Here is a 22,590-nt window from a genome sequence, read left to right as displayed (position 1 = left end):
CTCCAATCCCATGCCAACCCCGCAATGACGGTGCGATAGGCGAGACGCCCGCGATTGCGAAGAACGGATCAGTTCAGTTTGCGTTGGCGCCGATCTCGCGGTCCCAGCGCTCCAGCAGCGCCTTGCGGGTCGCGGGTTCGCCGAATTTCTTGAAATCGTAGTCGATCAGCTTGATGTCCTCGAAGCGAGGAGCCTGGGGCGGCAGCTCGGCGTTCTTGTTGGAGGGGATCTGGAAGGATTTGGCATCCTTCATCAGCGACTGGATCTCCGGCTTGAGGGCCCAATCGTAGAATTTCTTGGCGTTGTCGAGGTTGCGCGCGCCCTTGACGATGCTCATCGAGCCGATCTCGTAGCCGGTGCCCTCGCAGGGCGCCACCGCTTTGACCGGGAAGCCTTCGGCCGTCATCGTCACCGCATCATGCATGAAGACGATGCCGACGGTGGTCTCCCCGCGCGCCGCCGCCTTCACCGGGGCCGAGCCCGACTTGGTGTATTGCGAGACATTGGCATTGAGCTTGGCCAGGTACTCGAAGGCCTTGTCCTCGCCCATGATCTGCACCAGCGAGGCCAGCGCCGTATAGGCCGTGCCCGAGGAATTGGGGTTGGCCATCTGGATCTCGCCCTTGAAGGATGGATCGGCCAGATCGGCCCAGCAGCCCGGCGCCTTCAGCTTCTTCTGGGCGAGGAGGTCGGCATTGTAGCCCCAGCCGAGCGCCCCGGCATAGACGCCAACGGTGCGGTAGCCCGACTGCTCGGCCTGGCGCTTGGCCCAATCCTGGAGCTGATCGAGCAGTGGGGACTTATATTCGAGGGTGAGCCCTTCCTGGGCGGCCTGCAGATGCGGGTCGCCGGTGCCGGCCCACCAGATGTCGGTCTTGGGATTGGCGGCCTCGGCCCGGATCTTGGCATAGGTCTCGCCCGAGGACAGGCGGACCATGTTGACGCCGATACCGCTATCCTTTTCGAACCGGTTCTTCAGCAACTCACAGACGGCGACATCCGCGGCACAGATCAGGTTGAGGGAGCCCTCCGCCTGGGCGGCGGCCGGGAGCATGGCAGCGATGATCGCGGCGGCAGCGAGTATCTTCTTCATGAATTTCCTCCAGGCGGCGTGCTGTTCTGCTTATTTTGCACGCGCGTGCAAAAGCTGCACCAGCATGATCATCCTGTCAATCCTGTTTTTTGCACGAGAATTTACCGCGCAATCCACCCAAATTGCGCGAAACCAATCATGGCCCTTGCGCATGACTGCAAGGGCGTGCAACCTCCGGTCAATGTTCGACCGGCTCCCGTCATGAAACCAGCCCGCTCCTTCGTCAGCGCCGAGGAAGTCGCCAGACTGGCCGGCGTTTCCCGTTCCGCCGTGTCCCGCGCCTTCACGCCAGGGGCCAGCGTTTCCGAAGAGACGCGCAAACGCGTGATGGAGGCGGCCCAGAATCTGGGCTACCACGTCAACCATCTCGCCCGCGGCCTGATGCGCCAGCAAAGCGGCATCGTCTGCTTGATCGTCTCCGACGTCGACACGCCTTTCCAGTCACGCCTGGCCCGGAACCTGATCGGGCGGCTGCAGCAGGCGGGCAAGGTCGCCATGGTGATCAATTCCTCCGGCTCGCCCGAAGCCGTGGCCGGCGCGGTGCGCCAGACCCTCAACTACCGGGCCGATGCCACGGTGGTGCTCTCGGGCACGCCAGACCGGGCCATCGCCCGCACCTGCCTCGACCATGGCCAGGAGCTGATCCTGATCAATCGCGACCAGGATTTCGACGAGGCCCACACCATCACGGTCGCCAACCGGGACGCCGCCCGGCAGGCCGTGCTGGCCTTCGAGCGGGCCGGGTGCCGGCGGCTCGCCTGCGTCACCTCGCAGGCCGGCACGCCCAGCCTCGCCGAACGCGAGCAGGCCTTTCTCCAAGCAGCCCGCCAGGCCGGCTTCGAGCCGATCCATTGGCGCCAGGGCCGCACCACCTACGAAACGGGCGCCGAAGCGGCGCGCGCCTTGTTCACCCGGCAGGTCACGCCCGACGCCGCCTTCTGCATCAACGACCTGATGGCTTGCGGCTTCGTCGACGCCGCCCGCAAGGAGTTCGGCCTGCGCGTGCCGGAAGATCTGTGCGTCATCGGCTTCGACGATATCGAGCAGGCCGGCTGGCGGGCCTATGACCTCACCACCTTCGCCCAGCCCATCGACCGTATCGCCGACAAGGTCGCCGTACTGGTGCGGGACGGCAGCGCCGGCGGCCGCTCCGGCGATCGGATCGGCACGCGGACCTGCCTCGACGCGCCGCTGATCTGGCGCGGCACCGTGCGGGCGCCCGACCTGTCGCAACAGGACGGTTGACGTATATGGCCTCTCCTCCCGTGTTCAGAACGCCAGGGGATTGTCGGTCAGGGCCGCGCGATCGGGAGCGTCCAGGCGCGGCTCGTCGCAGAAGGCCGCGAACAGGTCCTCGATAGCCCGCCGGTCGAGATCACGGCCGATCATCACGATACGGGTGCGCCGGTCGGGGCCCGGCCAGGCATCGAGGCGTTCCGGCGGTGCGAACCAATGTTGGACCCCATGCAGGACCACCGGACGTCCGGGCTCGTCGGCGAGCCTCACCAGTGCCTTGAAGCGCAGCAGGCCTTCGCCGAAACGCTCGCGCAACTCGTCGATAAAGGTGACGAAGCGCCCGGGCGTCAGGACCTTGTCCGTTTCCAGCGTGAAGGAAGCGATCGCAGCGTCATGGGCCGAAAAGAAGGGCCGCGCCGCGACGGCAGCCCCCGCGCTCGGAAAGTCAGGCTCCTCGAGCAATGCTGCAGCGCCGGCATCCGGCATGGGGCCGATGGCAGCGCGCGGGTTGAGGGCCCGCAGCCTTGCCATGAAGGCCGCGCTGTCGCCGGCGAGATCGGTCTTGCTGACCAGGATGCGGTCAGCCACCGCAAGCTGGGCGATGGCCTCGGCATGCTGGTCGAGCAGCGCCTCGCCTCGCAGGGCATCGGCGACTGCGATGACCCCGGCGAGAACATAGCCCGCACCCGCCAGTTGCGGCGCCATCAGGGTCTGCAGCACGGGCGTGGGATAGGCGAGCCCCGTGGTCTCGATCACCACGCGGGCAAAGGGTGGCAGGTCGCCCGATGCCCGGCGCGCCGCGAGATCGGCCAGCGTATCCAAGAGATCGCCGCGCAGGCTGCAGCACAGACAGCCTGAGGACAGCAGGACCACGCCGTCACCCGATTTTTCGACCAGCAGATGGTCGAGCCCGGCCTCGCCATATTCGTTGATCACCACGGCCGTGTCGGCCAAGGCGGGATCCTTCAGGAGGCGATTGAGCAGCGTCGTCTTGCCGGCTCCGAGAAAGCCCGTGAGCACGAAAGCGGGAATGCGGGGCGAGATCATGCCGATACGGCCTTTCTGCGACTTTCCATCAGCACCGACGCCACCACGGCGATGAGCACCAGCGTGCCGCCGCTGACCTGCCGGGGCGTCAGATGCTCGTCGAGCACCTGTGTCGCCAGCAGGATCGAAGCGACGGGCTCGGCGCAGAACACCAAACCCAGCGCTGCCGGGGGCGTCAGCCGGGCTGCCGTCAAATGGCACACAAAGGCCAGGACGAACAGGCCGATATGCAGGCCGACCGGCACCGCCGCTGCGAGCAGCACGGCCGGCGAGGCGAGCCTGCCGGTGGCGAGGCAGGCCGCGAGCGCGACCGGAATCAGGATCAGCTGCGTCCAGAACCCGGCGATCGCGGGATGGACGCCGCGGGTTGCCCGCGCGGCGCAGAAGAACTGAAGCGCGGCGGCGGACGCCGCCATTAGAGCCAATGCCAGGCCCCGCCAATCCAGCGCGCCGAAATCGGCGCCCAGCGCGATGACGAGACCGACGAAAGCGAGCGCAAAGATGGCGAGCCGCGCCGGAGTCAGCCTTTCACCATCCACCAGCGGGCTGGCCACCAAAATCAGCAGCGGGTAGATATAATAGAGGATGGTGGCGATCCCCACCGGGATGAAGGCAACCGAGGAAATGTAGCACAGGCCGACGAAGCTGGTGGCGATGCCCAGGCCTAACACCGGCAGGCGCCAGGGCCGGGCGACGGCCAGCGTGCCGCCTTGGGCAAGGCCCAGGCCGCCGAGCAGCGCCACGAGCAGAAAGGCCCGGTAGAACACCACTGTCGGCCCGCTCGCGCCGGCCTCGGCGGCAAGCTTGGCATAGGGCACGTTGGCGCCATAGCAGAGCGCCGCGAGGAGCCCGAGGCTCAGGCCGGTCAGGATGGCATTGTTCGACATTGCGGGCGGTCCGGCAGGGACCCCGCCAATGCGAGGCCGGGTCAACCTCTAGAGCAAAGCGCGTTCAAGCGTGAACGCTTATTTGCTCTACCGCCCAATCGCAAAACGCCACGAGGCGGACCTGCCCGAAATCAAGGGCGGGATCGATCCAATGGAGTGTCGATCTTCAGATCGACATCTTTCTCCGCAAGAATAGCGTCTCCGAGCCAGTCGATCCGGAGATCGACCCTCCAACGCGGCGCCCGCCTTCGTAACGTTGGAGCTTGGGAGCCTCGGCCCTATCCCTCGTGGTGCACCTTGCGCTTGGGCGGCTTGGCAGGAGTTTTGGGAGGCGTCTTCGCCTTGCTGTCGGCGGCCTTCTTCAGGTTCTTGCGCCCTTTGTTGAGCTTGGGGTCGGTGAGCTGATCGGGCACCGCCAGGGGCTTGCCCGGATCGGCATAGCCGGTGGCCGTCACGCCCCTCTTGGCGGCGAGCTTGCTCGCCGGCCCCTTCGCCGGCTTGGGCGGCAGATCGGCGAGAATCGGCGTGTTGGGCAGGCTGTAGATCGGGCGCCGCGGCCCGAGATAGGGGCCGACCGCAATGGGCGGCGCCGTCACCCAGCTTGCCAGCAGCGGGCTGGGCTCCGGGGCGGGCGCGGCCGGGCTGCCGGGGAGCACCTCGGCGGTGTCGGCACTTTCCGCCGCACCCGAACCTCCCTTCTTGCGCGAACAAGCGATGTCGCGGATATCGGTCGGGCCAGGATAGGCCGAGGCCGGAAGCTGGGTGGCGAGCGGCGCCTTGCTGAAGAAGCCGCCACCGCTATTGGTGTAGTTGGCCTCGAACAGCGCAACAGCCTGGTTGGTACGGTCCTTCGGCGTCGGCGCGCCCATGATCACCGTGATCAGCTTGCGGCCGTTGCGGGTGGCCGTCGCCACCACGTTGAAGCCGGCCGCGCAGATGAAGCCCGTCTTCATGCCGTCGGCGCCGGGGTAGCGATAGACCAGGGCATTGTGGGTGCGCATGATCCGGCTGCCCGACTGGATGGTCTGGATCTGGAACAGCGAGGCATATTGCGGGAATTGCGTGATGATGGCGTCGGCCATCACCGCCATGTCGCGCGCCGAGGTGATCTGGCGCGGATCAGGCAGTCCGTTGGGATTGACCCACTGGCTCTGGGCCATGCCCAGCGCCCGCGAATTGGCGTTCATCTCGGCGGCGAAGGCATCCACCGAACCCGATACCCCCTCGGCCAGGGCCACGGCGATATCATTGGCCGAATGCACCACCAGCATTTTGAGGGCGTCGTCGATCGTGACCATCGTGCCGACAGGATAGCCCATCTTGGAGGGCGCCTGCCTGGCGGCGAGCGGTGAAATCACGATCGGCGTGCCCAGATCGACGCGTCCCGCCTGGATGGCCTTGAACACGGTATAGGCCGTCATCAGCTTGGTGAGAGAGGCCGGATACCAGGGCCGGGTCGCATCCTGCTGCTGCAGCACCCTGCCGCTGGCCGCATCGACGACGATGGTGGGATTGCTGGCGCGCGCAACGCCGGCGGCGGATCCAAAGGCCAAGCCCGCCACGAGCGTGGCGGTGATTGCCCGATTCGAAATACCCATCCGTTCCTCTTTCGGCTTCAGCGGCGGCACACATTCACCGGAAGGGGGGCATTTTAATGACCACCTGGTGACTTGACACGCATGCATTGGCAGAACGGCCAGTATCGCGGCAAAGCCTTAACGGATCAATGCGGACGGAAAAGGAAGAGCGGATCGGAAATCCGCGCTCCCGGGAATGGCAGACGTCCTGGATATCAGGCGTCCTGGCGCCTCAACACGGCCTGCAGCACGTCCTTGACTTCGATCGCGCCGACGAAACGGTTCTGCTCATCGAACAGCGCGACCGGCGCGGTATCGGCCTTGTGCATGGCCAGCATCACCGTCTTGAGGGACGTGCCGGGGCTGGCCCAATAGCAGGGGCGCTCATCCTCCTGCACCGGCTTTTCGCATTCGGAACAATGCACCCATGCGCCGCGGATGCCGTCGCGCTCGGCCGCCTGCACCTGACCGTCGGCACCGACCTTGAAACGGGTGGTCTTGCGGCCATCGAGCCAGATCCAGCCGTCGCCTTCCCTTTCGAGATCGCGGGCATCGCGCATCACATGCCAGGCGGTAAGCACGCTGAGCGGGTTCACATTGGCGATGAATTCCTGCACGTAATCGTTGGCCGGGCGCAACACGATATCCTCCGGCCGGCCCGACTGCACGATGCGGCCGCTCTCCAGAATGGTGATGGTGTTGCCGATCTTGAGAGCTTCCTCGAGATCGTGGCTGACGAAGATGATGGTCTTCTTCAGTTCCTTCTGCAACTGCAGCAACTCGTCCTGTAGCTTGGTGCGGATCAGGGGGTCGAGCGCCGAGAAGGGCTCGTCCATCAAGAGGATCGGCGCCTCGGTGGCGAAGGCGCGGGCGAGGCCAACGCGCTGCTGCATGCCGCCCGACAGCTCATGGGCGAATTTCTTCTCCCATTGCTTGAGGTGGACCAGCTCCAATTGCTTGTCGACCTTGGCCTTGCGCTCGGCTTCGGGCACGCCGGCCAGTTCCAGGCCGAAGCCGACGTTCTCGGCCACGGTGCGCCAGGGCAGCAGGCCGAACTGCTGGAACACCATGGCGACGGAGTGCTGGCGGACATGGCGCAGGGTCTGCTCGTTGCAGCTGACCACATCGACCATCTTTTCGCCGGCCTTCACCAGGACCTGGCCGCGCGTGACCTTGTTGAGGCCGTTGACGGCGCGCATCAGGGTCGATTTACCGGAGCCGGACAGGCCCATCAGCACGCTGATCTCGCCTTCCTGCACGGTGAGGTTGCCATTGGCGCAGCCCAGCACCGAGCCGGTCTTCTCCAGGATCTCGGCCCGGGTCGAACCGGCGTCGAGCAGCTTGATGGCCTCGGCCTGGCGGGAGCCGAAGATGATGTCGACATTCTTGAAATCGACGGCGATGCTCATCAGTGTGCTCCCTTCGTACGGCACAGACGATCGAGCACGATCGCCAGGATCACGATGCAGGCGCCCGCTTCGAAGCCGCGCGGAATGTTGAACTGGCCCATGGCGCGCACCACGTCGACGCCGAGGCCCTCGGCGCCGACCATGCCGGCGATCACCACCATCGACAGGCTGAGCATGATGCATTGGGTGACGCCGGCCATGATGGTGGGCATGGCGTGCGGCAATTCCACCTTCCACAGGAGCTGGCTCTTGGTGGAGCCGAAGGATTCACCCGCTTCCTTGAGCGCCGTCGGGGTGGAGTTGATGCCGAGATAGGTGAGGCGCACGGGTGCCGGCAGGGCGAAGATCAGGGTCGCGATCAGGCCGGGGGCCGCGCCGAGACGGAACAGGGCCACCATGGGGATGAGGTAGACCAGGGTGGGCAGGGTCTGCATCATGTCGAGGATGGGATGGAGCACGGCATAGAGCTTGGGCCGGTGCGCCGCCATCACGCCGAGCGGAATGCCGATCGCCATGGCCACGGCCGCCGACCAGAACACCAGAGAGACGGTCTTCATGGTGTTGGACCAATAGCCCTGGTTCCAGATGAACAGGCAGCCGAGAAAGATGAAGAGGCACAGGCCCCAGGAGCGGTGCCGCCACCAGCCGAAGGCGACGACGAGAACGATGATGACGATGGGCGGGGGATAGGTCAGCAGCCAGGACGTGCCGCCGACCGTCTTTTCGATTCCGATGCGAAGCGGATCGAACAGCCACGTCGTGCAGTATTTCTGCAGGAACTCGATGACGAGCTGCATGACCTTGCCGAATGGCAGCTTCGTATCCGTCACCCAATCGAACATTACTTCCCCCGCGCTATGCCGCAGGCGATCCGGCCCGCCACGGCCGGGGCCGCGACGGATCGGTGCCGCCCGCAAGCGTCATCATTGCCGACCCCCGGTTAATTGTAATTTTCGAGCACCGATCTTGCGCCGGCCTGATGTTGCGATTTGGCAAAACCGCACTCCAATGCCGGCAGGCCATGCCTGCCGGCCCTCACGTCGCGTTTTAAGGAGCGGCCGATCTCAGAGGCCGAGGCTCTTCTTCACGGCATCGAGGCCGGGCTGGCCATCGAAGGTGGTGACGCCGGCAAGCCAGGCATCGAGCACGGCCGGATTGGCCTTGAGATATTTTTCGGCTGCCGCCGGGCCTTCCATCCCGTCACCGGTGATCATCTGCATGACCTGGTTCTCGAGATCGACATTGAATTTCAGGTTCGCGATGAACTTGCCCGCATTGGGGCATTCCTCGCTCCAGCCCGCACGCTCGTTGGTGTAGACCTTGGCGGCACCGAAATTCGGGCCGAAGGTGTCGTCACCGCCCGTCAGGTACTGGAGCTTGAAATTGACGTTCATCGGATGGGGCGCCCAGCCCAGGAAGACGATGTCCTCGCCGCGAGCGATGGCGCCCTGCACCTGAGCAAGCATGCCCTGCTCGGAGGATTCGACGAGCTGGAAGTCCTTCAGGCCATTCTTGTTGCCGTCGATCAGGCTCTGCACCAGGCGGTTGCCGTCATTGCCGGGCTCGATGCCGTAGATCTTGCCCTGGAGCGAATCCTTGAACTTGGCGATGTCACCGAAATCCTTCAGGCCCTTGTCATAGGTCGCCTGCGGCACGGCCAGCGTATATTTTGCCCCTTCGGGCAGATTGGCGGCGACTTCGACCACCGATTTGTCGGCGATATAGGCCTTGCGGTCGTTCTCCATGCTCGGCTGCCAATTGCCGAGGAACACGTCGATGTCCTTGCTCTTCATCGAAGCGTAGGTGACGGGCACGGTGAGCACGGTGGTCTTGGGCGTGTAGCCGAGGCCTTCCAGAATGCGGGATGCGATCGCCGTCGTCGCGGTGATGTCGGTCCAGCCCACATCGGAGAACTTGACCGTCTTGCAGGCTTCCGCATCGCCTGCCAATGCGGCGCCCGTGCCGAGGCCGATGGCCAGGACGGCGCCTGCAATCATTCTACCAATACCCGTCATTTCATTTCTCCCGGAAAACACCGAAGGCCGAATCTGGGGCAGCCCAGTTCGTCTTGTCTTTGTTAACCCCTCTCGGCCCCAGATGGGACCGAACTCTTGCCACGGAGCCCTTTCCCCTATGGCAATTCAGCACGAAAGACAGTGCTTGTCCCGTGAATTTACGGCGCTGGATGACGCCGACGGCACAAAGCGGCCCAGTCGCGCCCAGATCGGCTTGCACCGTTCTCAAGGCGTTGTCGCATGGGCACTCTATTGATTGAACATATAATCAATTAAACCCGGATCCAGCCGAGACTGGATGCGTGCAGGCGACGCTCTATGTCACACCAGCGTCAATTTTCCGATCTGCAACGCGATGCAATATTCAAGTGATTTATGTTTTTTCCTGCGCAAGACTGAGCAAATCACCTAAGGCTTTTCCAGAGGATCCCAGCATGCTCAAGGCCAAGGCGGCCGTCATCACCGGTTCGGCGCCGGGGGGCGAGTTCAGCATCGTTCGCGCCCCGGCACGCGCACACGCCCATCCGTCGACAGATGGCGGTCGGATCGCCGCATGAGCACCGCGCCCAAACCCGTCAGTTTGGCGCTTCAGGGCGGCGGTGCTCATGGCGCCTTCACCTGGGGCGTGCTCGACGCGCTGCTGGAGGACGGCCGCCTCGACGTCAAGGCGATCACCGGCACCAGCGCCGGCGCCATGAATGCCGTGGTCTTCGCCGAGGGTTATCTCGAGGGCGGGGCACCTGGCGCCCGCCGGCAGCTCGAGACCTTCTGGCGCGAGATCAGCCGCAAGGGCCGGCTGTCGCCGCTGCGCCGCCCGCTTCTGGAGCGCTTCATGGCCGGCTGGTCGCTGGGAGACTCGCCCGGCATGGCCCTGTTCGAGAACTGGAGCCGGCTGTTCAGCCCCTATGACACCAATCCGCTCAATCTCAATCCGCTGCGCGATTTCATCGCCGAGCTGATCTGTTTCGACAAGCTCAGGGCGAGCGAGGCGATCAGGCTGTTCGTCTCCGCCACCAATGTGCGCAGCGGCCATATCCGCATCTTCGAGAATGCCGAACTGAACGCTGACGTGGTGATGGCTTCGGCCTGCCTGCCCCAGATCTTCCAGGCCGTCGAGATCGGGGGGCAGGCCTATTGGGACGGCGGCTATCTCGGCAACCCGGCCTTGTTCCCGCTGCTCGACGACCGCACGCCCGACGACACCATTCTGGTGCAGATCAACCCGGTGCTGGTGCGGGAGGTGCCGCAGACGGCCGGCGGCATCGCCAACCGCCTCAACGAGATCACCTTCAACGCCTCCCTCCTCGGCGAATTGCGGGCTCTCGCCATGATGCAGCGCCGCGCCCGGGGCGCCGACCGTTTCGGCGACATCCGCCTGCATCGCATCGCGCTGGGCCAGAAGGAAGGGCTGGACGCCACCTCCAAGCTCAACACCGAATGGGAGTTCCTCACCTTCCTGCGCGACCAGGGCCGCAGGGCGGCGAAGATCTTCCTCGCCCGGCACTTCGACGCGATCGGCACGACGGCCACGCTCGACATCGAAGCCATGCTGCGGTGAGAGGACACGTCCAGGGAGCGTCGCAATGCCGGGCCAGCCCTTGATTTCGGGACGGAGTCCGGCACAATGCCCTCCGTTCGCGGCTTTCATGCCGCGATCGAGGAGGCCACGCCCTCCCCCCATGATGGGTTTGATGTCCGGGACGGCCCGGCCCTTTTGAGAGGAGGGCCTGATGGCCTGGATCTATCTTGTTATCGCCGGCATCTTCGAAGTGGTGTGGGCCTTCTACATGAAGCAGTCGGAAGGCTTTTCGAAGCTGGTGCCGACCGTGATCACCTTCGTCACCATGGCCATCAGCTTCGGCCTGCTCTCGATCTCGATGCGCAGCCTCCCGCTCGGCACCGCCTATACGATCTGGACCGGGATCGGCGCTGTCGGAGCCTTCATCGTCGGTGTGCTGGTGCTCGGCGAACAGGCCAACGCCATGCGCATCGTCGCCGCCGCCCTGATCATTTCCGGGCTGGCCATGATGAAGCTGTCGACACCGGCCTGACGTCTTCCCGGAGCGCGGACTTCCCGGCGACATGCGAGCATGTCGCGATGCCCCGCGCTCCGTTTCCCTCAGATCAACACCTGCGTGCCGATCTCCACCACCCGGTTGGAGGGGATGGAGAAATAGTCGCTGGCGTCGTCGGCATTGCGCGCGAGGATCATGTAGAGCCGGCGCTGCCAGCGCCACATGGTCGGCTGCGCCCCGCCACGCAGGTGGCGCCGCGACAGGAAGAAAGAGGTGTCCATGATGTCGAAGGACCAGCCGGCCCGGCGGCTGAGCGCCAGCGCCTTGGGCACGTTCGGGCTTTCCATATAGCCGAACTGCACCCGCATCTTGGTGAAGGAGGCAGAGACCTCTTCGAGCGTGATGCGCCCGCCTCCCGCGACCACCGGCTCTTCCACGGTCTGGATGGTGAGGATCGCCACCTTCTCATGCAGGGCCTTGTAGTGCTTGAGGCTGTGCAGCAGCGCGGTGGGGGTGTAGTCGGGATCGCTGGTGAGGAAGATCGCCGTGCCCGGCACGCGGGCGACCGAGCCCTTTTCCAGGCTCTTGACGATGGTCATCAGCGGCACCTCGGTGCGCCGCGTCTTCTCCAGCACCAGGCGCGTGCCGCGCCGCCAGGTGATCATCAGGATCATCAGGGCCGCCGCAATCATCAGCGGCACCCAGCCGCCATCATGCACCTTGAGCAGGTTGGCCGAGAGAAAGACGAGATCGATCAGCAGGAACGGCACAATGACGAGCCCCGCTGCCAAAGCCGACCAGCGCCAGACCTTCCAGATCACCAGGAAGGCCATCATCGCCGTCACCACCATGGTGGTGGTCACGGCGATGCCATAGGCCGAAGCCAGGCGCGAGGAGCTCTCGAAGGCCAGCACCAGGATGAGCACGCCGACCAGCAGAATGCCGTTGACCTGGGCGATATAGATCTGCCCTGACTGGTGCTCGGACGTATGGGCCACCTTCATGCGCGGCAGGAGGCCGAGCTGGATGGCCTGGCGCGTCAAGGAATAGGCGCCGGTGATCACCGCCTGGCTGGCGATGATGGTGGCGATCGTCGCCAAGACCACCATCGGCACCAGAAAGAGCGGGTTCTGCGGCACCAGCATGTAGAAGGGGTTGTCGAGGATCTCGGGCGCAGGATTGTTCAGCACCAGCGCGCCCTGGCCGAGATAGTTCAGCGCCAGCGAAGGCAGCACCAGCGTCATCCAGGCCATCTGGATCGGCTTGCGACCGAAATGGCCGAGATCGGCATAGAGCGCCTCCGCCCCGGTGACCGCCAGGAAAACAGCGCCGAGCGCCACGAAGCCGATATGGCCATGGCTGAGCATGAACTCGACCGCGTGCCAGGGATTGAAGGCCGCGAGAACCACGGGTGCATCCTTGATGTGCCACAGGCCCGACAGGCCCATCACCACGAACCACAGCGCCATGACCGGCCCGAAGAAGGCGCCGACCCGGGCCGTGCCGTGGCTCTGGACGGCGAAGAGCGCCACGATGATCGCCACAGTGATCGGCACGACGAAGGGATCGAAGGCCGGCGTCACCAGTTTCATGCCCTCCACCGCCGAAAGCACCGACACGGCGGGCGTGAGGATGGCGTCGCCATAGAACATGGCCGCCCCGATGGTGCCGAGCACCAGGAGGGTCGTGCCGGAACGCCCGAGGGCACGCTGGGCCAGGGCCATCAAAGTCAGGGTGCCGCCTTCGCCCTTATTGTCGGCCCGGAGCAGCAGCAGCACATATTTCAGCGTCACGATGACGATGAGCGCCCACAGGATCAGCGAGATCACGCCGAGCACCGCTTCCTGGCTCATCAGCCTGCCGCCCTCGGTCGCCGCATGCAGCGCCTCGCGGAAGGCATAGAGCGGGCTGGTTCCGATATCGCCGTAGACGACGCCGATGGAGCCGAGCGTCAGCGCCCAGAAGCCACCGCCATGGCCGCTGATTTCCTCGCCGGTGTCGGCGCTATGCGTAAGCCCCATACGGGCCTCCGTTGGATGATGTAGGAGTCGGGCAAGGCGAAGATGAAAAGCGCGGCTGCGGTCGCCAGGCAAGCCCGTCCTCTGTTTGTGCAGCGCAGCAAGCCCGCTCTCTTACACCTTTCCGATTTCACGGCAAAGGGGGGCAGGATCTGGGACGGTGGATCGCAAGTCCAGACAACATGCGCCGCCGGCGAAGCGGGCCTGGACGCGAGACCGGCGCGCGGATCTTCAGCGCCTGATCGAGAAGTTGGCAAAACTCGACTTTTGTCATTCCCGGCCTTCCTCCCGGCAATCCAGGGCTGCAATGTCGACGAGCAGCGCAATCTCAATGGCCGGCGCCAGCCCGGGCATGACAAAACTCAGCTTTCTCGGCTCCGTTTATGACTATTGAGGACGGCTCTTCAGATCAGCACCCTCTCCTGAAGACGGGCTGTTCCCAACATGCCGATCTGGCGATCGGCACACCAGTTTGCGCATCCTCGATCAGATCAGGACCTGCGTGCCGATCTCCACCACCCGGTTGGAGGGAATGGAGAAATAGTCGCTGGCATCGTCGGCATTGCGGGCGAGGATCATGTAGAGGCGGCGCTGCCAGCGCCACATGGTCGGCTGCGCCCCGCCGCGCAGGTGCCGGCGCGACAGGAAGAAGGAGGTCGACATGATGTCGAAGGACCAGCCGGCCTTGCGGCACAGCGCCAAGGCCTTGGGCACGTTCGGGCTCTCCATATAGCCGAACTGCACCTTCATCTTGGTGAAGGAGGCGGAGATCTCCTCGATCGAGACCCGGCCGCCGCCCGGCACGATCGGATCGTCCGTGGTTTCGATGGTGAGGATCGCCACCTTCTCATGCAGCGCCTTGTAGTGCTTGAGGCTGTGCAGCATGGCGGTGGGGGCGTAGTCGGGATCGCTGGTCAGGAAGATCGCCGTGCCCGGCACGCGGGCGACCGAGCCCTTTTCCAGGCTCTTGACGATGGTCATCAGCGGCACTTCGGTGCGCCGGGACTTCTCCAGCACCAGCCGGGTGCCGCGCCGCCAGGTGACCATCAGCGTGATCAGGCCAAGGGCGATCAGGATCGGCAGCCAGGCGCCATCGAACAGCTTGAGCAGGTTGGCACCGAGGAAGATCGAATCGATGATGAGGAAGGGCACGATGATCGCCGCCGCGGCCCAGGGCTTCCACAGCCAGACCCGCCAGATCACCACGAAGGCAAGGATGGCATCCACCACCATCGTGGTGGTCACGGCGATGCCATAGGCCGAGGCCAGGCGCGAGGAACTCTCGAACACCAGCACCAACAGCACCACGCCGGCGAGCAGCATGCCATTGACCTGGGCGATGAAGATCTGGCCGGACTGGTGCTCCGAGGTGTGGGAAATGCGCATGCGCGGCACCAGGCCGAGCTGAACGGCCTGGCGCGTCAGCGAGAAGGTGCCGGTAATCACCGCCTGGCTGGCGATGATGGTGGCGCTGGTAGCCATGATCACCATCGGCACCAGGAACAGCGGCGAGGCGGGCACCAGGCGATAGAACGGATTCTCCAGGGCACTGAAATCGTTGAGCACCAGGGCGCCCTGGCCGAGATAGTTGAGGGTCAGGGCCGGCAGCACCAGGCCGAGCCAGGCGGTCTGGATAGGCTTGCGGCCGAAGTGGCCGAGATCGGCATAGAGCGCTTCGCCGCCGGTGACGGCCAGGAACACAGCACCCAGCGTGACAAAGCCGATATGGCCATGGGTGAGCAGGAATTCGGCGGCATACCAGGGATTGATCGCGGCGATGATGCCGGGATGCTGCAGGAAATTGACGAAGCCGATCACGCCGACGAGCGTGAACCAGATCGCCATGATGGGGCCGAAAAAGGCACCGACCCGCGCGGTGCCATGACTCTGCACCAGAAAGAGCGCGATGATGATCACCAGCGTCAGCGGCACGACGAAGACGTCGAAGCCGGGCGCCACCAGCTTGAGGCCTTCCACGGCCGACAGCACGGAGACAGCCGGGGTGATCATGGCGTCGCCGTAGAACATCGAGGCACCGACGATGCCGAGCAGCACGATGGGTGCCCCGGTGCGCCCCAGCGCCCGCTGGGCCAGCGCCATCAGGGTCAGGGTGCCGCCCTCGCCCTTGTTGTCGGCTCGGAGCAGCAGCAGCACATATTTGAGCGTGACGATGATGATCAAGGCCCACAAAATCAGGGAGATCACACCGAGCACGGCGGTGGGAGTAACGTTCTTGCCGCCTTCGGTGGCGGCATGGGCGGCCTCGCGGAAGGCATAGAGCGGGCTGGTGCCGATATCGCCATAGACGACGCCGATGGAGCCGAGCGTCAACGCCGCGAACCCGCCGCTATGCTTGTGTTCCGTGGTGTCTTCGCCATTCTCGACGGCGTTCGCGAGCCCCATGCGGGCAACTCCGTTCTGACCTGTTGGGATTGTTTCGATGGGTCGATCGCAAGCAGCGATCTTCGCTCTCCAAAATGCGGCTCGAGGCGCCGCCGGTCGCATCGGTGACCGAACGGCAAGTGACGGCACGCCGGTCGAACCCAGGGTTTCCTGCCCTCGGGGTGGGGCCTCTTACACTCTTCTGCCGGATGGGCATAGAGGCCAGCACCCTTTTTGACCAACAACTCCCCAGCCAATCGGCCCCCGAAACATGCATAGCCCACATTCAAGACGTGTGCATCATCGCAAAGGCGACACACCCTGTGACGGTTTCGGACAAGCCGACTCGATTGCAATCGGCTATCTATCTTTCACGCGACGCTGCGTCGTATTCGGAACAGTTTCTCTCTTAATTTTTCCGTAATCGCCGCATTCCACGCATCTACTGCTAAGAAAGTTATTTTCATTTCCGTGAAAATATGTCTCAACTGAGCAGAACAACCGCCCCAGAGGGAACCACATGGCCCAAGATCCGAAAAAGCCACTGAGCGACATCGAAATCGCGCGTCAAGCCAAGATGCAGCGCATCGACGCGATTGCCGAAAAAGCCGGCATTCCCGACGAGGCCTTCGAGCCCTATGGCAAACATATCGCCAAGATCGATCTCGACAAGATTCCCGGCCTGCAGGATCGCCCCGACGGCAAGCTGATCCTGGTCACCGCCATCAACCCGACCCCGGCCGGCGAAGGCAAGACCACCACCACCGTTGGACTCGGCGACGGCCTCGCCGCCATCGGCAAGAAAACGATGATCTGCCTGCGCGAGCCCTCGCTCGGCCCCTGCTTCGGCGTCAAGGGCGGCGCGGCCGGCGGCGGTTATGCCCAGATCGTGCCGATGGAGCAGATCAACCTGCATTTCACCGGCGACTTCCATGCCATCACCTCGGCACATAATCTGTTGTCGGCGATGATCGACAACCACATCTACTGGGGCAATGCGCTCGGCATCGACACCCGCCGGGTCACCTGGCGCCGCGTGCTCGACATGAACGACCGCTCGCTGCGCGCCATCAACTCTTCGCTCGGCGGCGTCTCCAACGGATTCCCGCGCGAAGACGGCTTCGACATCACCGTCGCCTCCGAAGTCATGGCCGTGTTCTGCCTTGCCAAGGACCTCGCCGACCTCGAGGAACGGCTTGGCAAGATGATCATCGGCTACACCCGTGACAAGAAGGCGATTACCGCCGCCGACATCAAGGCCTCCAGCGCCATGACGGTGCTGCTCAAGGATGCCCTGAAGCCCAATCTGGTGCAGACGCTGGAAGGCAACCCCGCCTTCGTGCATGGCGGCCCCTTCGCCAACATCGCCCATGGCTGCAACTCGGTCGCCGCCACCAAGGCCGGCCTGAAGCTCGCCGATTATGTGGTGACGGAAGCCGGCTTCGGCGCTGATCTCGGCGCCGAGAAGTTCTTCGACATCAAGTGCCGCAAGGCCGGCCTCACCCCGGCCGCCGTGGTGATCGTCGCCACGGTGCGCGCCCTCAAGATGCATGGGGGCGTGCCGAAGGATCAGCTCGGCAAGGAGAACCTCGAAGCCCTGCGCAAGGGCCTGGCCAATCTCGGCCGCCATGTCGAGAACGTGCGCAAGTTCGGCGTCTCGGCCATCGTCGGCATCAACCATTTCATTGCCGACACGCCGGCCGAGCACGAGCTCATCGCCCAGGTCTGCAAGGAGCAGTTCGGGGTCGACGCGGTGGTGTGCAGCCATTGGGCCGAGGGTTCGAAGGGCACCGAGGAACTCGCCCGCCGCGTGGTCGCGCTGGCCGAGGCCCCGCATCCGCTCGACGGCCGCGGCTTCCGCACGCTCTACCCGGACGAGATGCCGCTCTGGGACAAGATGAAGCTGATCGCCAAGGAGATCTATCGCGCCGCCGATATCATCGCCGACCAGAAGGTCCGCGACCAGTTCAGGGACATCGAGGCCGCCGGTTTCGGTCATCTGCCGATCTGCGTGGCCAAGACCCAGTACTCCTTCTCGACCGATCCGAACCATCGCGGCGCGCCGGTCGACCATGTCGTGCCGATTCGCGAAGTGCGGCTGTCGGCCGGCGCCGGCTTCCTGGTGGTGGTCTGCGGCGAGATCATGACCATGCCGGGCCTGCCCCGCGTGCCCTCGGCGGAATTCATCCGCCTCGATCCCAAGGGCCAGATCGAAGGCCTGTTCTGAGCCATCGCCTGCCCTGCCGGTCGCCTGGCGCGACCGGCAGGGCAATGAAGATGAAAGCGCCGGACGCCGCGGGGCCTTCCCGTGCCGCCGCCCTGTCAGTCATGCAAAAACCCCACGGTTCAGTGAACCGTGGGGTTTTGTTTTTGGCCCAGGCAGGCGCCAGGACCTATCCATACGCTCAAGCTTCCGACTGTGCCCGGATCGTCGGGCACAGCGTGGTTCCCACCTCAGTACTCACGATAATCGCGATAATACCGGCGGGGACGTTCGCGATAGCGCCAGCCGCCATCACCGCGCCACCCACGCCGATAACCGCGATCGGGCACGCATCCATAGGGGGAGCGGTGCATCCCATAGGGGCACAAACGGCGAATCTGCTGGACGAGCCCGTTGTCGGCCTGTGATTGCGCCGATGGTGCCATCGGCATTGCCGAGGCAATCTGCGGTGCAACCATCATGCTTCCGGCGGCCAGGCCAGCTGCAACAAACAGCTTCAGGGATAGTTTCATAGCTCCCTCCCTCGTTTTCAATACTCGATGTCTAGCAGTATGATCTGAATGCAAGGTGAACAGGTCGGGTCAAGCAATCAACTTAACGTAACGTTACCTAGCCTCCAAATCTCATTAAGCCGCCAAGAGATGGCTGGACTGAAGACCGGCCCGGGGACAGGTTAGAGCCGGCCCTTCCTGACGCCAAGCTCATACACCTGCCACACGAGCACGGCCAGCATGGCGAGGGTGACGATCCAGCGCCCATAGACCGGCAATATCTGGTCGCTGAGGATCGGAGAGAAGATCTGGAAATAGATGGCGGCGGGCAGGATGAGCGCCAGCTGCGCCGGCCGGCCCAGATCGTTGTAGCGCTTGGCGCCTACGAAATAGATGCAGACCGAGACCAGCACCATCACCAGATAGATGACGTCGATCGCAAACAGAGACAGATAATAGGGCGCCGTCATCAGCCGGGTATGTTCCCGGGCGACTTCATCGACCAGCGCCTCGGCCGCCGCGGGATTGCGTGGCAGGACGTGATTGAGCCCGAAGACCACCGCCACCAGCACCCCAAGGATCAAGGCCAGCACCGCCATGGCGCGCCACCAGGTCTGCCTGTCGATGCTGCCCTTGTCGTCACGAAACAGGAAACGGGCGCTGTGAGCGCCCAGTATACCAGCCATATCTCCTCCGAGGCCTGCCATCCCGCCGGCTTCTAGAGCAAAGCGCGTTTAGACGGCAACGCTGCTTTGCGCTGCCTCTTTGGTTCGACGCGTCTTTGCGATTCCTGGCGATGCCGCCAACGCAAAACGCTCCTGCCCGTGCGACGCGGCAGGATCAAGGCGCTTTCTATTCGACCACACCGACGAAAGGCAGCTGCCGATAGGAATGGGCGACGTCCATGCCGTAGCCGACCACGAACACGTCGGGGCATTCGAAGCCGATGAAATCGGCCTTGATGTTGACGGCGCTCTTGCCCGGCTTGTCGAGCAGCACGCAGCTCAGCACCTGCTTGGCGCCGCGCGCCGCGAGCAAATCCTTGGCGAAGGCCAAGGTGCGCCCGGATTCCAGAATATCGTCGACCAGCAGGATGTTGCGCCCGCGCACGTCGCTCTCGACATCGTGCAGGATGTTCACCGTGCCGGACGAGACGGTCGACTCGCGATAGCTCGACAGATGCACGAACTCCACTTCGGGTGCCATGCCCGCCTGATGCATGGCTCGCAGGAGGTCGGCCGCGAACACGAAGGAACCTTTCAGCACCGCGACCACGAGCAGATTCTCGAGATTGCGGGCCTTGATCTCCTGCACCAGCGACGCATTGCGCTTGGCGATCGTCTCGGCGTCGAACAGGACTTTGATATTACGCGACGTGGCCATCGAACTCCTCATTTCTGCCGGCACCATAGCCGCAGGAGGGCATCGGCGACAATGGCGTTGGAGTCCCGCCCGCCGGCCGCCCACAGGCGCCGGATCGCAACCCGGGCAGCTCCTGCTCCACGGCTACGGGAAGAAGGATCTTCCGAAGGTTAAATTCGTTGTGATTTCGTTAACGTTAATACCTCGTTAACGCCCTCCCGGCACAGTGCAGCCGAGGCGGTTGGGCCGTGGTCGGGACCGCTTCTTGGGGAGATTCTGTCTTGGTTCGGTTCGAGAATGTGGGATTGCGCTACGGGATGGGCCCGGAAGTGCTGCGCGACGTCAGTTTCGACCTGCCCGCCAATTCCTTTCAGTTCCTCACCGGTCCTTCCGGCGCGGGCAAGACCACGCTGCTGCGCCTGCTCTTCCTCACGCTCAAGCCGACCCGCGGCCTCATCCACACCTTCGACCAGGAAGTGTCGACCCTTTCCAAGCACGCCCTCGCCGAGACACGGCGGCGCATCGGCATCGTCTTTCAGGATTTCCGCCTGCTCGATCACCTCACCACCTATGAGAACATCGCCCTGCCCCTGCGCGTGCAGGGCCAGGACGAGGCACGCTACCGGGCCGAAGTGGTCGAATTGCTGCACTGGGTCGGGCTCGGCGAGCGCATGCATGTGCTGCCGCCCGTGCTGTCCGGCGGCGAGAAGCAGCGGGCCGCCATCGCGCGGGCCTTGATCGTGCGCCCCGAATTGCTGCTGGCGGACGAGCCGACGGGCAATGTCGATCCCGCTCTGGCCCGCCGCCTGCTGCGCCTGTTCATCGAGCTCAACCGCTCCGGCACTTCGGTGGTGATCGCCACCCATGACGAAAGCCTGATGGAGCTCTTCCCCGCCCGCCGCCTGCGCCTCGAGGATGGCCACGTCACGGTCCAGGAGCCCGCGTCATGGTCGTGAACGACAGAGCGCAGCCGGCCGGCCGGCGCGCCGAGACGCTGATCCGCCCCGCCGCCCCGATCGTGCCGTCGGGCTCGATCGCCGGGCGCTCGCTGATGGCGGTGGTGGCGATCATGACCTTCCTCGTCGCCCTCACGGCCGGCGGCGTATTGCTGATCGCGGGCGCCGCCGCCGACTGGGGCTCGCAGATCGCCCGCGAGGTCACCATCCAGGTGCGCCCGGTCGAGGGACGCGACATCGAGGCCGAGATCGGCAAGGCCGTCGTCGCCGCCCGCGCCACCGACGGGATCAGCGACGTGCAGGTCTATTCGCGCGAGGAAACCGAGCGCATGCTGGTGCCCTGGCTCGGCGAGGGCCTCGACATGGGCGACCTGCCGATCCCGCGCCTCATCGTGGTGAAGATCACGCCCGGCAGCCTGCCGGACTTCGCCACGCTGAAGAAGACGCTGGCCGAGACGGTGGCCGGCGCCAGCCTCGACGATCACCGCTTCTGGATCGCACGCCTGGCGGCGATGGCACGGGCGATGGTGCTGGCGGGCCTGGCCATCCTCGTATTGATGGTCGTCGCAACGGCGCTGTCGGTGGTGTTCGCCACCCGCGGCGCCATGGCCGGCAACAAGGACGTGGTCGAGGTGCTGCATTTCGTCGGCGCCCATGACAGCTTCATCGCCAACGAATTCCAGCGCCATTTCCTCTGGCTCGGCCTCAAGGGCGGGCTCATCGGGGGCGGTGCGGCGGCGCTGACCTTCCTCTTCGCCCATATGCTCGCCTCCCGTTTCACCGCCACCGCGGCGGGAGACCAGATGGAAGCCCTGTTCGGCTCCTTCAACATGGACTGGCGCGGCTATGCCGCCATCGCCGCGGCAGTCGTGCTCATTGCCATCATCACCGGCGTCACATCGCGCATGACGGTTCACCGCGTGCTGCGGGGACACATTTAGGGGTCATCCATGAGCGTCTGGCAGGGCTCCGCGCCCATTCCGCTTCACACCCGACCCGCCGACCCCATTTTCGCCCAAACCATCCGCAAGAATTTCTGGCACGATAGATTGGCCAGATTTGACAGGCTGGTACGGGCACGTCCGATGCGGCAGGCCTCGGCGATCGATGGCATGGCTTCCCCCGCCCAGGCGGAGCACCCGCCCAGGCGGCCGCGCCGCTGGCTGCGCTGGATCATGGAAATCACCGGCGCCTGCCTCCTGTTCTTCACCGCGGCCGTGGTGACGGATTTCGCCTATTTCGTCGCCAGCCTGCAGAACCAGGCGCCCAGCCCCGCCGTGAGGGCCGACGGCATCATCGCCCTCACCGGCGGTGCGGACCGCATCAGCGAAGCGTTCGACCTGCTCAACCAGGGCCGCGCCAGGCGCCTTCTCATCACCGGCGTCAACAAGGCGACCAGCCAGCAGGCGCTGGCCGGACACACCGCCGGCGGCGTCGAGGTGCTCGATTGCTGCGTGGACATCGACCGCAACGCCCTCAATACCCTCGGCAACGCCCTGGAAACGGCGCGCTGGGTGCGGGACAAGCAGTTCAAGTCGATCATCGTGGTGACCTCGAACTACCACATGCCGCGCTCGCTGCTGGAACTGCGGCGGGTGCTGCCGGATACCACGCTGATCGCCTATCCCGTGATCTCGCAGAATCTCAAGCTCGATTCCTGGTGGACGGACCCGGCCAGTATCCGCCTCCTGCTCTCGGAATATGTGAAATATGCGGGCGCCACCTTCCAGCTCCGGATGGAACGGGCCACGGCGGAAAGGGTGCAGGCACGGGCCGAGTGAGGCAGGTGCGGCGGATGAGAGCGAACCAGGCACTCTCGATGTTACAAAACCCAGCCGCAGAAATGCAGCTTTAGAGCCTGACTGAAAAATCTGTAAA

21 protein-coding genes are annotated in these 22,590 nt (G+C 64.6%); 9 read left to right on the top strand and 12 right to left on the bottom strand.

From position 1 onward, the window contains the following. Window positions 1-73: 73 nt before the first annotated feature. Complete coding sequence (locus C5L14_RS06510; RefSeq protein WP_105861205.1) at window positions 74-1,093, bottom strand: ABC transporter substrate-binding protein; 1,020 nt, start codon at window positions 1,091-1,093, stop codon at window positions 74-76. 201 nt (window positions 1,094-1,294) lie between these two features. Between C5L14_RS06510 and C5L14_RS06505 the strand changes: the two genes are divergently transcribed. After that, on the top strand, window positions 1,295-2,338 hold the full coding sequence (locus tag C5L14_RS06505) for a LacI family DNA-binding transcriptional regulator (RefSeq protein WP_105861351.1): 1,044 nt from the start codon (window positions 1,295-1,297) through the stop codon (window positions 2,336-2,338). Window positions 2,339-2,362: 24 nt separating this feature from the next. Here C5L14_RS06505 and C5L14_RS06500 read toward each other — a convergent pair whose 3' ends face one another. The 6 genes from C5L14_RS06500 to C5L14_RS06475 all read right to left on the bottom strand — a co-directional run bounded on the left by C5L14_RS06500 (window position 2,363) and on the right by C5L14_RS06475 (window position 9,264). Further along, a complete protein-coding gene (locus tag C5L14_RS06500; RefSeq protein WP_105861204.1) occupies window positions 2,363-3,376 on the bottom strand; it encodes a CobW family GTP-binding protein in 1,014 nt (337 codons plus the stop codon). Then, window positions 3,373-4,263, bottom strand: a complete 891-nt coding sequence (locus C5L14_RS06495; protein WP_105861203.1) for a DMT family transporter — start codon at window positions 4,261-4,263, stop codon at window positions 3,373-3,375. Before C5L14_RS06495 ends, C5L14_RS06500 begins: the two co-directional genes overlap by 4 nt. A 278-nt stretch (window positions 4,264-4,541) precedes the next feature. After that, window positions 4,542-5,861, bottom strand: coding sequence for a D-alanyl-D-alanine carboxypeptidase family protein (locus C5L14_RS06490; RefSeq protein ID WP_181161048.1), 1,320 nt, complete (start codon window positions 5,859-5,861; stop codon window positions 4,542-4,544). A 194-nt stretch (window positions 5,862-6,055) separates the two neighbouring features. Beyond that, the gene (gene choV / locus C5L14_RS06485; protein WP_105861201.1) at window positions 6,056-7,249 is read right to left on the bottom strand and encodes a choline ABC transporter ATP-binding protein; all 1,194 of its coding nucleotides are present in this window, start codon (window positions 7,247-7,249) and stop codon (window positions 6,056-6,058) included. Continuing rightward, on the bottom strand, window positions 7,249-8,079 hold the full coding sequence (choW, locus tag C5L14_RS06480; RefSeq protein ID WP_342588397.1) for a choline ABC transporter permease subunit: 831 nt from the start codon (window positions 8,077-8,079) through the stop codon (window positions 7,249-7,251). The genes choV and choW overlap by 1 nt, the downstream gene beginning before the upstream one ends. Before the next feature lie 234 nt (window positions 8,080-8,313). Beyond that, window positions 8,314-9,264: a choline ABC transporter substrate-binding protein gene (locus C5L14_RS06475; protein WP_105861199.1), complete on the bottom strand. Its 951-nt coding sequence runs from the start codon at window positions 9,262-9,264 to the stop codon at window positions 8,314-8,316. Window positions 9,265-9,698: 434 nt separating this feature from the next. Here C5L14_RS06475 and C5L14_RS30805 point away from each other — a divergent pair, with 434 nt between their 5' ends. The 3 genes from C5L14_RS30805 to sugE all read left to right on the top strand — a co-directional run bounded on the left by C5L14_RS30805 (window position 9,699) and on the right by sugE (window position 11,315). Then, complete coding sequence (locus C5L14_RS30805; RefSeq protein WP_281062561.1) at window positions 9,699-9,821, top strand: hypothetical protein; 123 nt, start codon at window positions 9,699-9,701, stop codon at window positions 9,819-9,821. Further along, a complete protein-coding gene (locus C5L14_RS06470) occupies window positions 9,818-10,822 on the top strand; it encodes a patatin-like phospholipase family protein (RefSeq protein WP_105861198.1) in 1,005 nt (334 codons plus the stop codon). Before C5L14_RS30805 ends, C5L14_RS06470 begins: the two co-directional genes overlap by 4 nt. Before the next feature lie 172 nt (window positions 10,823-10,994). Continuing rightward, a complete protein-coding gene (gene sugE / locus C5L14_RS06465) occupies window positions 10,995-11,315 on the top strand; it encodes a quaternary ammonium compound efflux SMR transporter SugE (protein WP_105861197.1) in 321 nt (106 codons plus the stop codon). Between the two features lie 68 nt (window positions 11,316-11,383). Here sugE and C5L14_RS06460 read toward each other — a convergent pair whose 3' ends face one another. Beyond that, entirely contained in the window at window positions 11,384-13,300 is a 1,917-nt protein-coding gene (locus C5L14_RS06460; RefSeq protein ID WP_105861196.1) for a potassium transporter Kup, read from the bottom strand. A 157-nt stretch (window positions 13,301-13,457) separates the two neighbouring features. Here C5L14_RS06460 and C5L14_RS29935 point away from each other — a divergent pair, with 157 nt between their 5' ends. Then, a complete protein-coding gene (locus tag C5L14_RS29935; RefSeq protein ID WP_146126853.1) occupies window positions 13,458-13,691 on the top strand; it encodes a hypothetical protein in 234 nt (77 codons plus the stop codon). A gap of 92 nt (window positions 13,692-13,783) precedes the next feature. Here C5L14_RS29935 and C5L14_RS06455 read toward each other — a convergent pair whose 3' ends face one another. After that, entirely contained in the window at window positions 13,784-15,700 is a 1,917-nt protein-coding gene (locus C5L14_RS06455; protein ID WP_245196840.1) for a potassium transporter Kup, read from the bottom strand. Between the two features lie 499 nt (window positions 15,701-16,199). On the opposite strand from C5L14_RS06455, the gene C5L14_RS06450 reads away from it, so the two are divergent. Next, entirely contained in the window at window positions 16,200-17,906 is a 1,707-nt protein-coding gene (locus tag C5L14_RS06450; RefSeq protein WP_105861194.1) for a formate--tetrahydrofolate ligase, read from the top strand. Between the two features lie 227 nt (window positions 17,907-18,133). Here the strand turns inward: C5L14_RS06450 and C5L14_RS29930 are convergent, their stop codons facing one another. The 3 genes from C5L14_RS29930 to hpt form a co-directional block, all read right to left on the bottom strand. Then, complete coding sequence (locus C5L14_RS29930) at window positions 18,134-18,415, bottom strand: hypothetical protein (RefSeq protein WP_146126852.1); 282 nt, start codon at window positions 18,413-18,415, stop codon at window positions 18,134-18,136. A gap of 161 nt (window positions 18,416-18,576) precedes the next feature. Next, window positions 18,577-19,080, bottom strand: coding sequence for a hypothetical protein (locus C5L14_RS06445; protein ID WP_105861193.1), 504 nt, complete (start codon window positions 19,078-19,080; stop codon window positions 18,577-18,579). A gap of 166 nt (window positions 19,081-19,246) precedes the next feature. Further along, window positions 19,247-19,777: a hypoxanthine phosphoribosyltransferase gene (hpt, locus tag C5L14_RS06440; protein WP_105861192.1), complete on the bottom strand. Its 531-nt coding sequence runs from the start codon at window positions 19,775-19,777 to the stop codon at window positions 19,247-19,249. A gap of 260 nt (window positions 19,778-20,037) precedes the next feature. On the opposite strand from hpt, the gene ftsE reads away from it, so the two are divergent. The 3 genes from ftsE to C5L14_RS06425 are packed head-to-tail and all read left to right on the top strand — an operon-like array spanning window position 20,038 to window position 22,493. Then, window positions 20,038-20,712: a cell division ATP-binding protein FtsE gene (gene ftsE / locus C5L14_RS06435; RefSeq protein WP_068299045.1), complete on the top strand. Its 675-nt coding sequence runs from the start codon at window positions 20,038-20,040 to the stop codon at window positions 20,710-20,712. Continuing rightward, window positions 20,703-21,653, top strand: a complete 951-nt coding sequence (locus tag C5L14_RS06430; RefSeq protein ID WP_105861191.1) for a cell division protein FtsX — start codon at window positions 20,703-20,705, stop codon at window positions 21,651-21,653. Before ftsE ends, C5L14_RS06430 begins: the two co-directional genes overlap by 10 nt. 9 nt (window positions 21,654-21,662) lie before the next feature. Further along, window positions 21,663-22,493 carry a YdcF family protein gene (locus tag C5L14_RS06425; protein ID WP_105861190.1) on the top strand — a complete coding sequence of 277 codons (831 nt, stop codon included), beginning with the start codon at window positions 21,663-21,665 and terminating at the stop codon, window positions 22,491-22,493. Window positions 22,494-22,590 lie beyond the last annotated feature (97 nt).

Origin of the sequence: Labrys okinawensis (assembly GCF_002982075.1) — a bacterium.
Taxonomy (GTDB): Bacteria; Pseudomonadota; Alphaproteobacteria; order Rhizobiales; family Labraceae; genus Labrys; species Labrys okinawensis_A.
This window is presented reverse-complemented; position numbering and strand designations above follow the sequence as displayed.

What these genes read in the sequence shown, in the direction of transcription:
- C5L14_RS06510 (WP_105861205.1), bottom strand. Translation starts at nt 1,093, where the DNA reads ATGAAGAAGATACTCGCTGCCGCCGCGATCATCGCTGCCATGCTCCCG.
- C5L14_RS06505 (WP_105861351.1), top strand. Translation starts at nt 1,295, where the DNA reads ATGAAACCAGCCCGCTCCTTCGTCAGCGCCGAGGAAGTCGCCAGACTG.
- C5L14_RS06500 (WP_105861204.1), bottom strand. Translation starts at nt 3,376, where the DNA reads ATGATCTCGCCCCGCATTCCCGCTTTCGTGCTCACGGGCTTTCTCGGA.
- C5L14_RS06495 (WP_105861203.1), bottom strand. Translation starts at nt 4,263, where the DNA reads ATGTCGAACAATGCCATCCTGACCGGCCTGAGCCTCGGGCTCCTCGCG.
- C5L14_RS06490 (WP_181161048.1), bottom strand. Translation starts at nt 5,861, where the DNA reads ATGGGTATTTCGAATCGGGCAATCACCGCCACGCTCGTGGCGGGCTTG.
- choV (WP_105861201.1), bottom strand. Translation starts at nt 7,249, where the DNA reads ATGAGCATCGCCGTCGATTTCAAGAATGTCGACATCATCTTCGGCTCC.
- C5L14_RS06475 (WP_105861199.1), bottom strand. Translation starts at nt 9,264, where the DNA reads ATGACGGGTATTGGTAGAATGATTGCAGGCGCCGTCCTGGCCATCGGC.
- C5L14_RS30805 (WP_281062561.1), top strand. Translation starts at nt 9,699, where the DNA reads ATGCTCAAGGCCAAGGCGGCCGTCATCACCGGTTCGGCGCCGGGGGGC.
- C5L14_RS06470 (WP_105861198.1), top strand. Translation starts at nt 9,818, where the DNA reads ATGAGCACCGCGCCCAAACCCGTCAGTTTGGCGCTTCAGGGCGGCGGT.
- sugE (WP_105861197.1), top strand. Translation starts at nt 10,995, where the DNA reads ATGGCCTGGATCTATCTTGTTATCGCCGGCATCTTCGAAGTGGTGTGG.
- C5L14_RS06460 (WP_105861196.1), bottom strand. Translation starts at nt 13,300, where the DNA reads ATGGGGCTTACGCATAGCGCCGACACCGGCGAGGAAATCAGCGGCCAT.
- C5L14_RS06455 (WP_245196840.1), bottom strand. Translation starts at nt 15,700, where the DNA reads ATGGGGCTCGCGAACGCCGTCGAGAATGGCGAAGACACCACGGAACAC.
- C5L14_RS06450 (WP_105861194.1), top strand. Translation starts at nt 16,200, where the DNA reads ATGGCCCAAGATCCGAAAAAGCCACTGAGCGACATCGAAATCGCGCGT.
- C5L14_RS29930 (WP_146126852.1), bottom strand. Translation starts at nt 18,415, where the DNA reads ATGAAACTATCCCTGAAGCTGTTTGTTGCAGCTGGCCTGGCCGCCGGA.
- C5L14_RS06445 (WP_105861193.1), bottom strand. Translation starts at nt 19,080, where the DNA reads ATGGCTGGTATACTGGGCGCTCACAGCGCCCGTTTCCTGTTTCGTGAC.
- hpt (WP_105861192.1), bottom strand. Translation starts at nt 19,777, where the DNA reads ATGGCCACGTCGCGTAATATCAAAGTCCTGTTCGACGCCGAGACGATC.
- C5L14_RS06430 (WP_105861191.1), top strand. Translation starts at nt 20,703, where the DNA reads ATGGTCGTGAACGACAGAGCGCAGCCGGCCGGCCGGCGCGCCGAGACG.
- C5L14_RS06425 (WP_105861190.1), top strand. Translation starts at nt 21,663, where the DNA reads ATGAGCGTCTGGCAGGGCTCCGCGCCCATTCCGCTTCACACCCGACCC.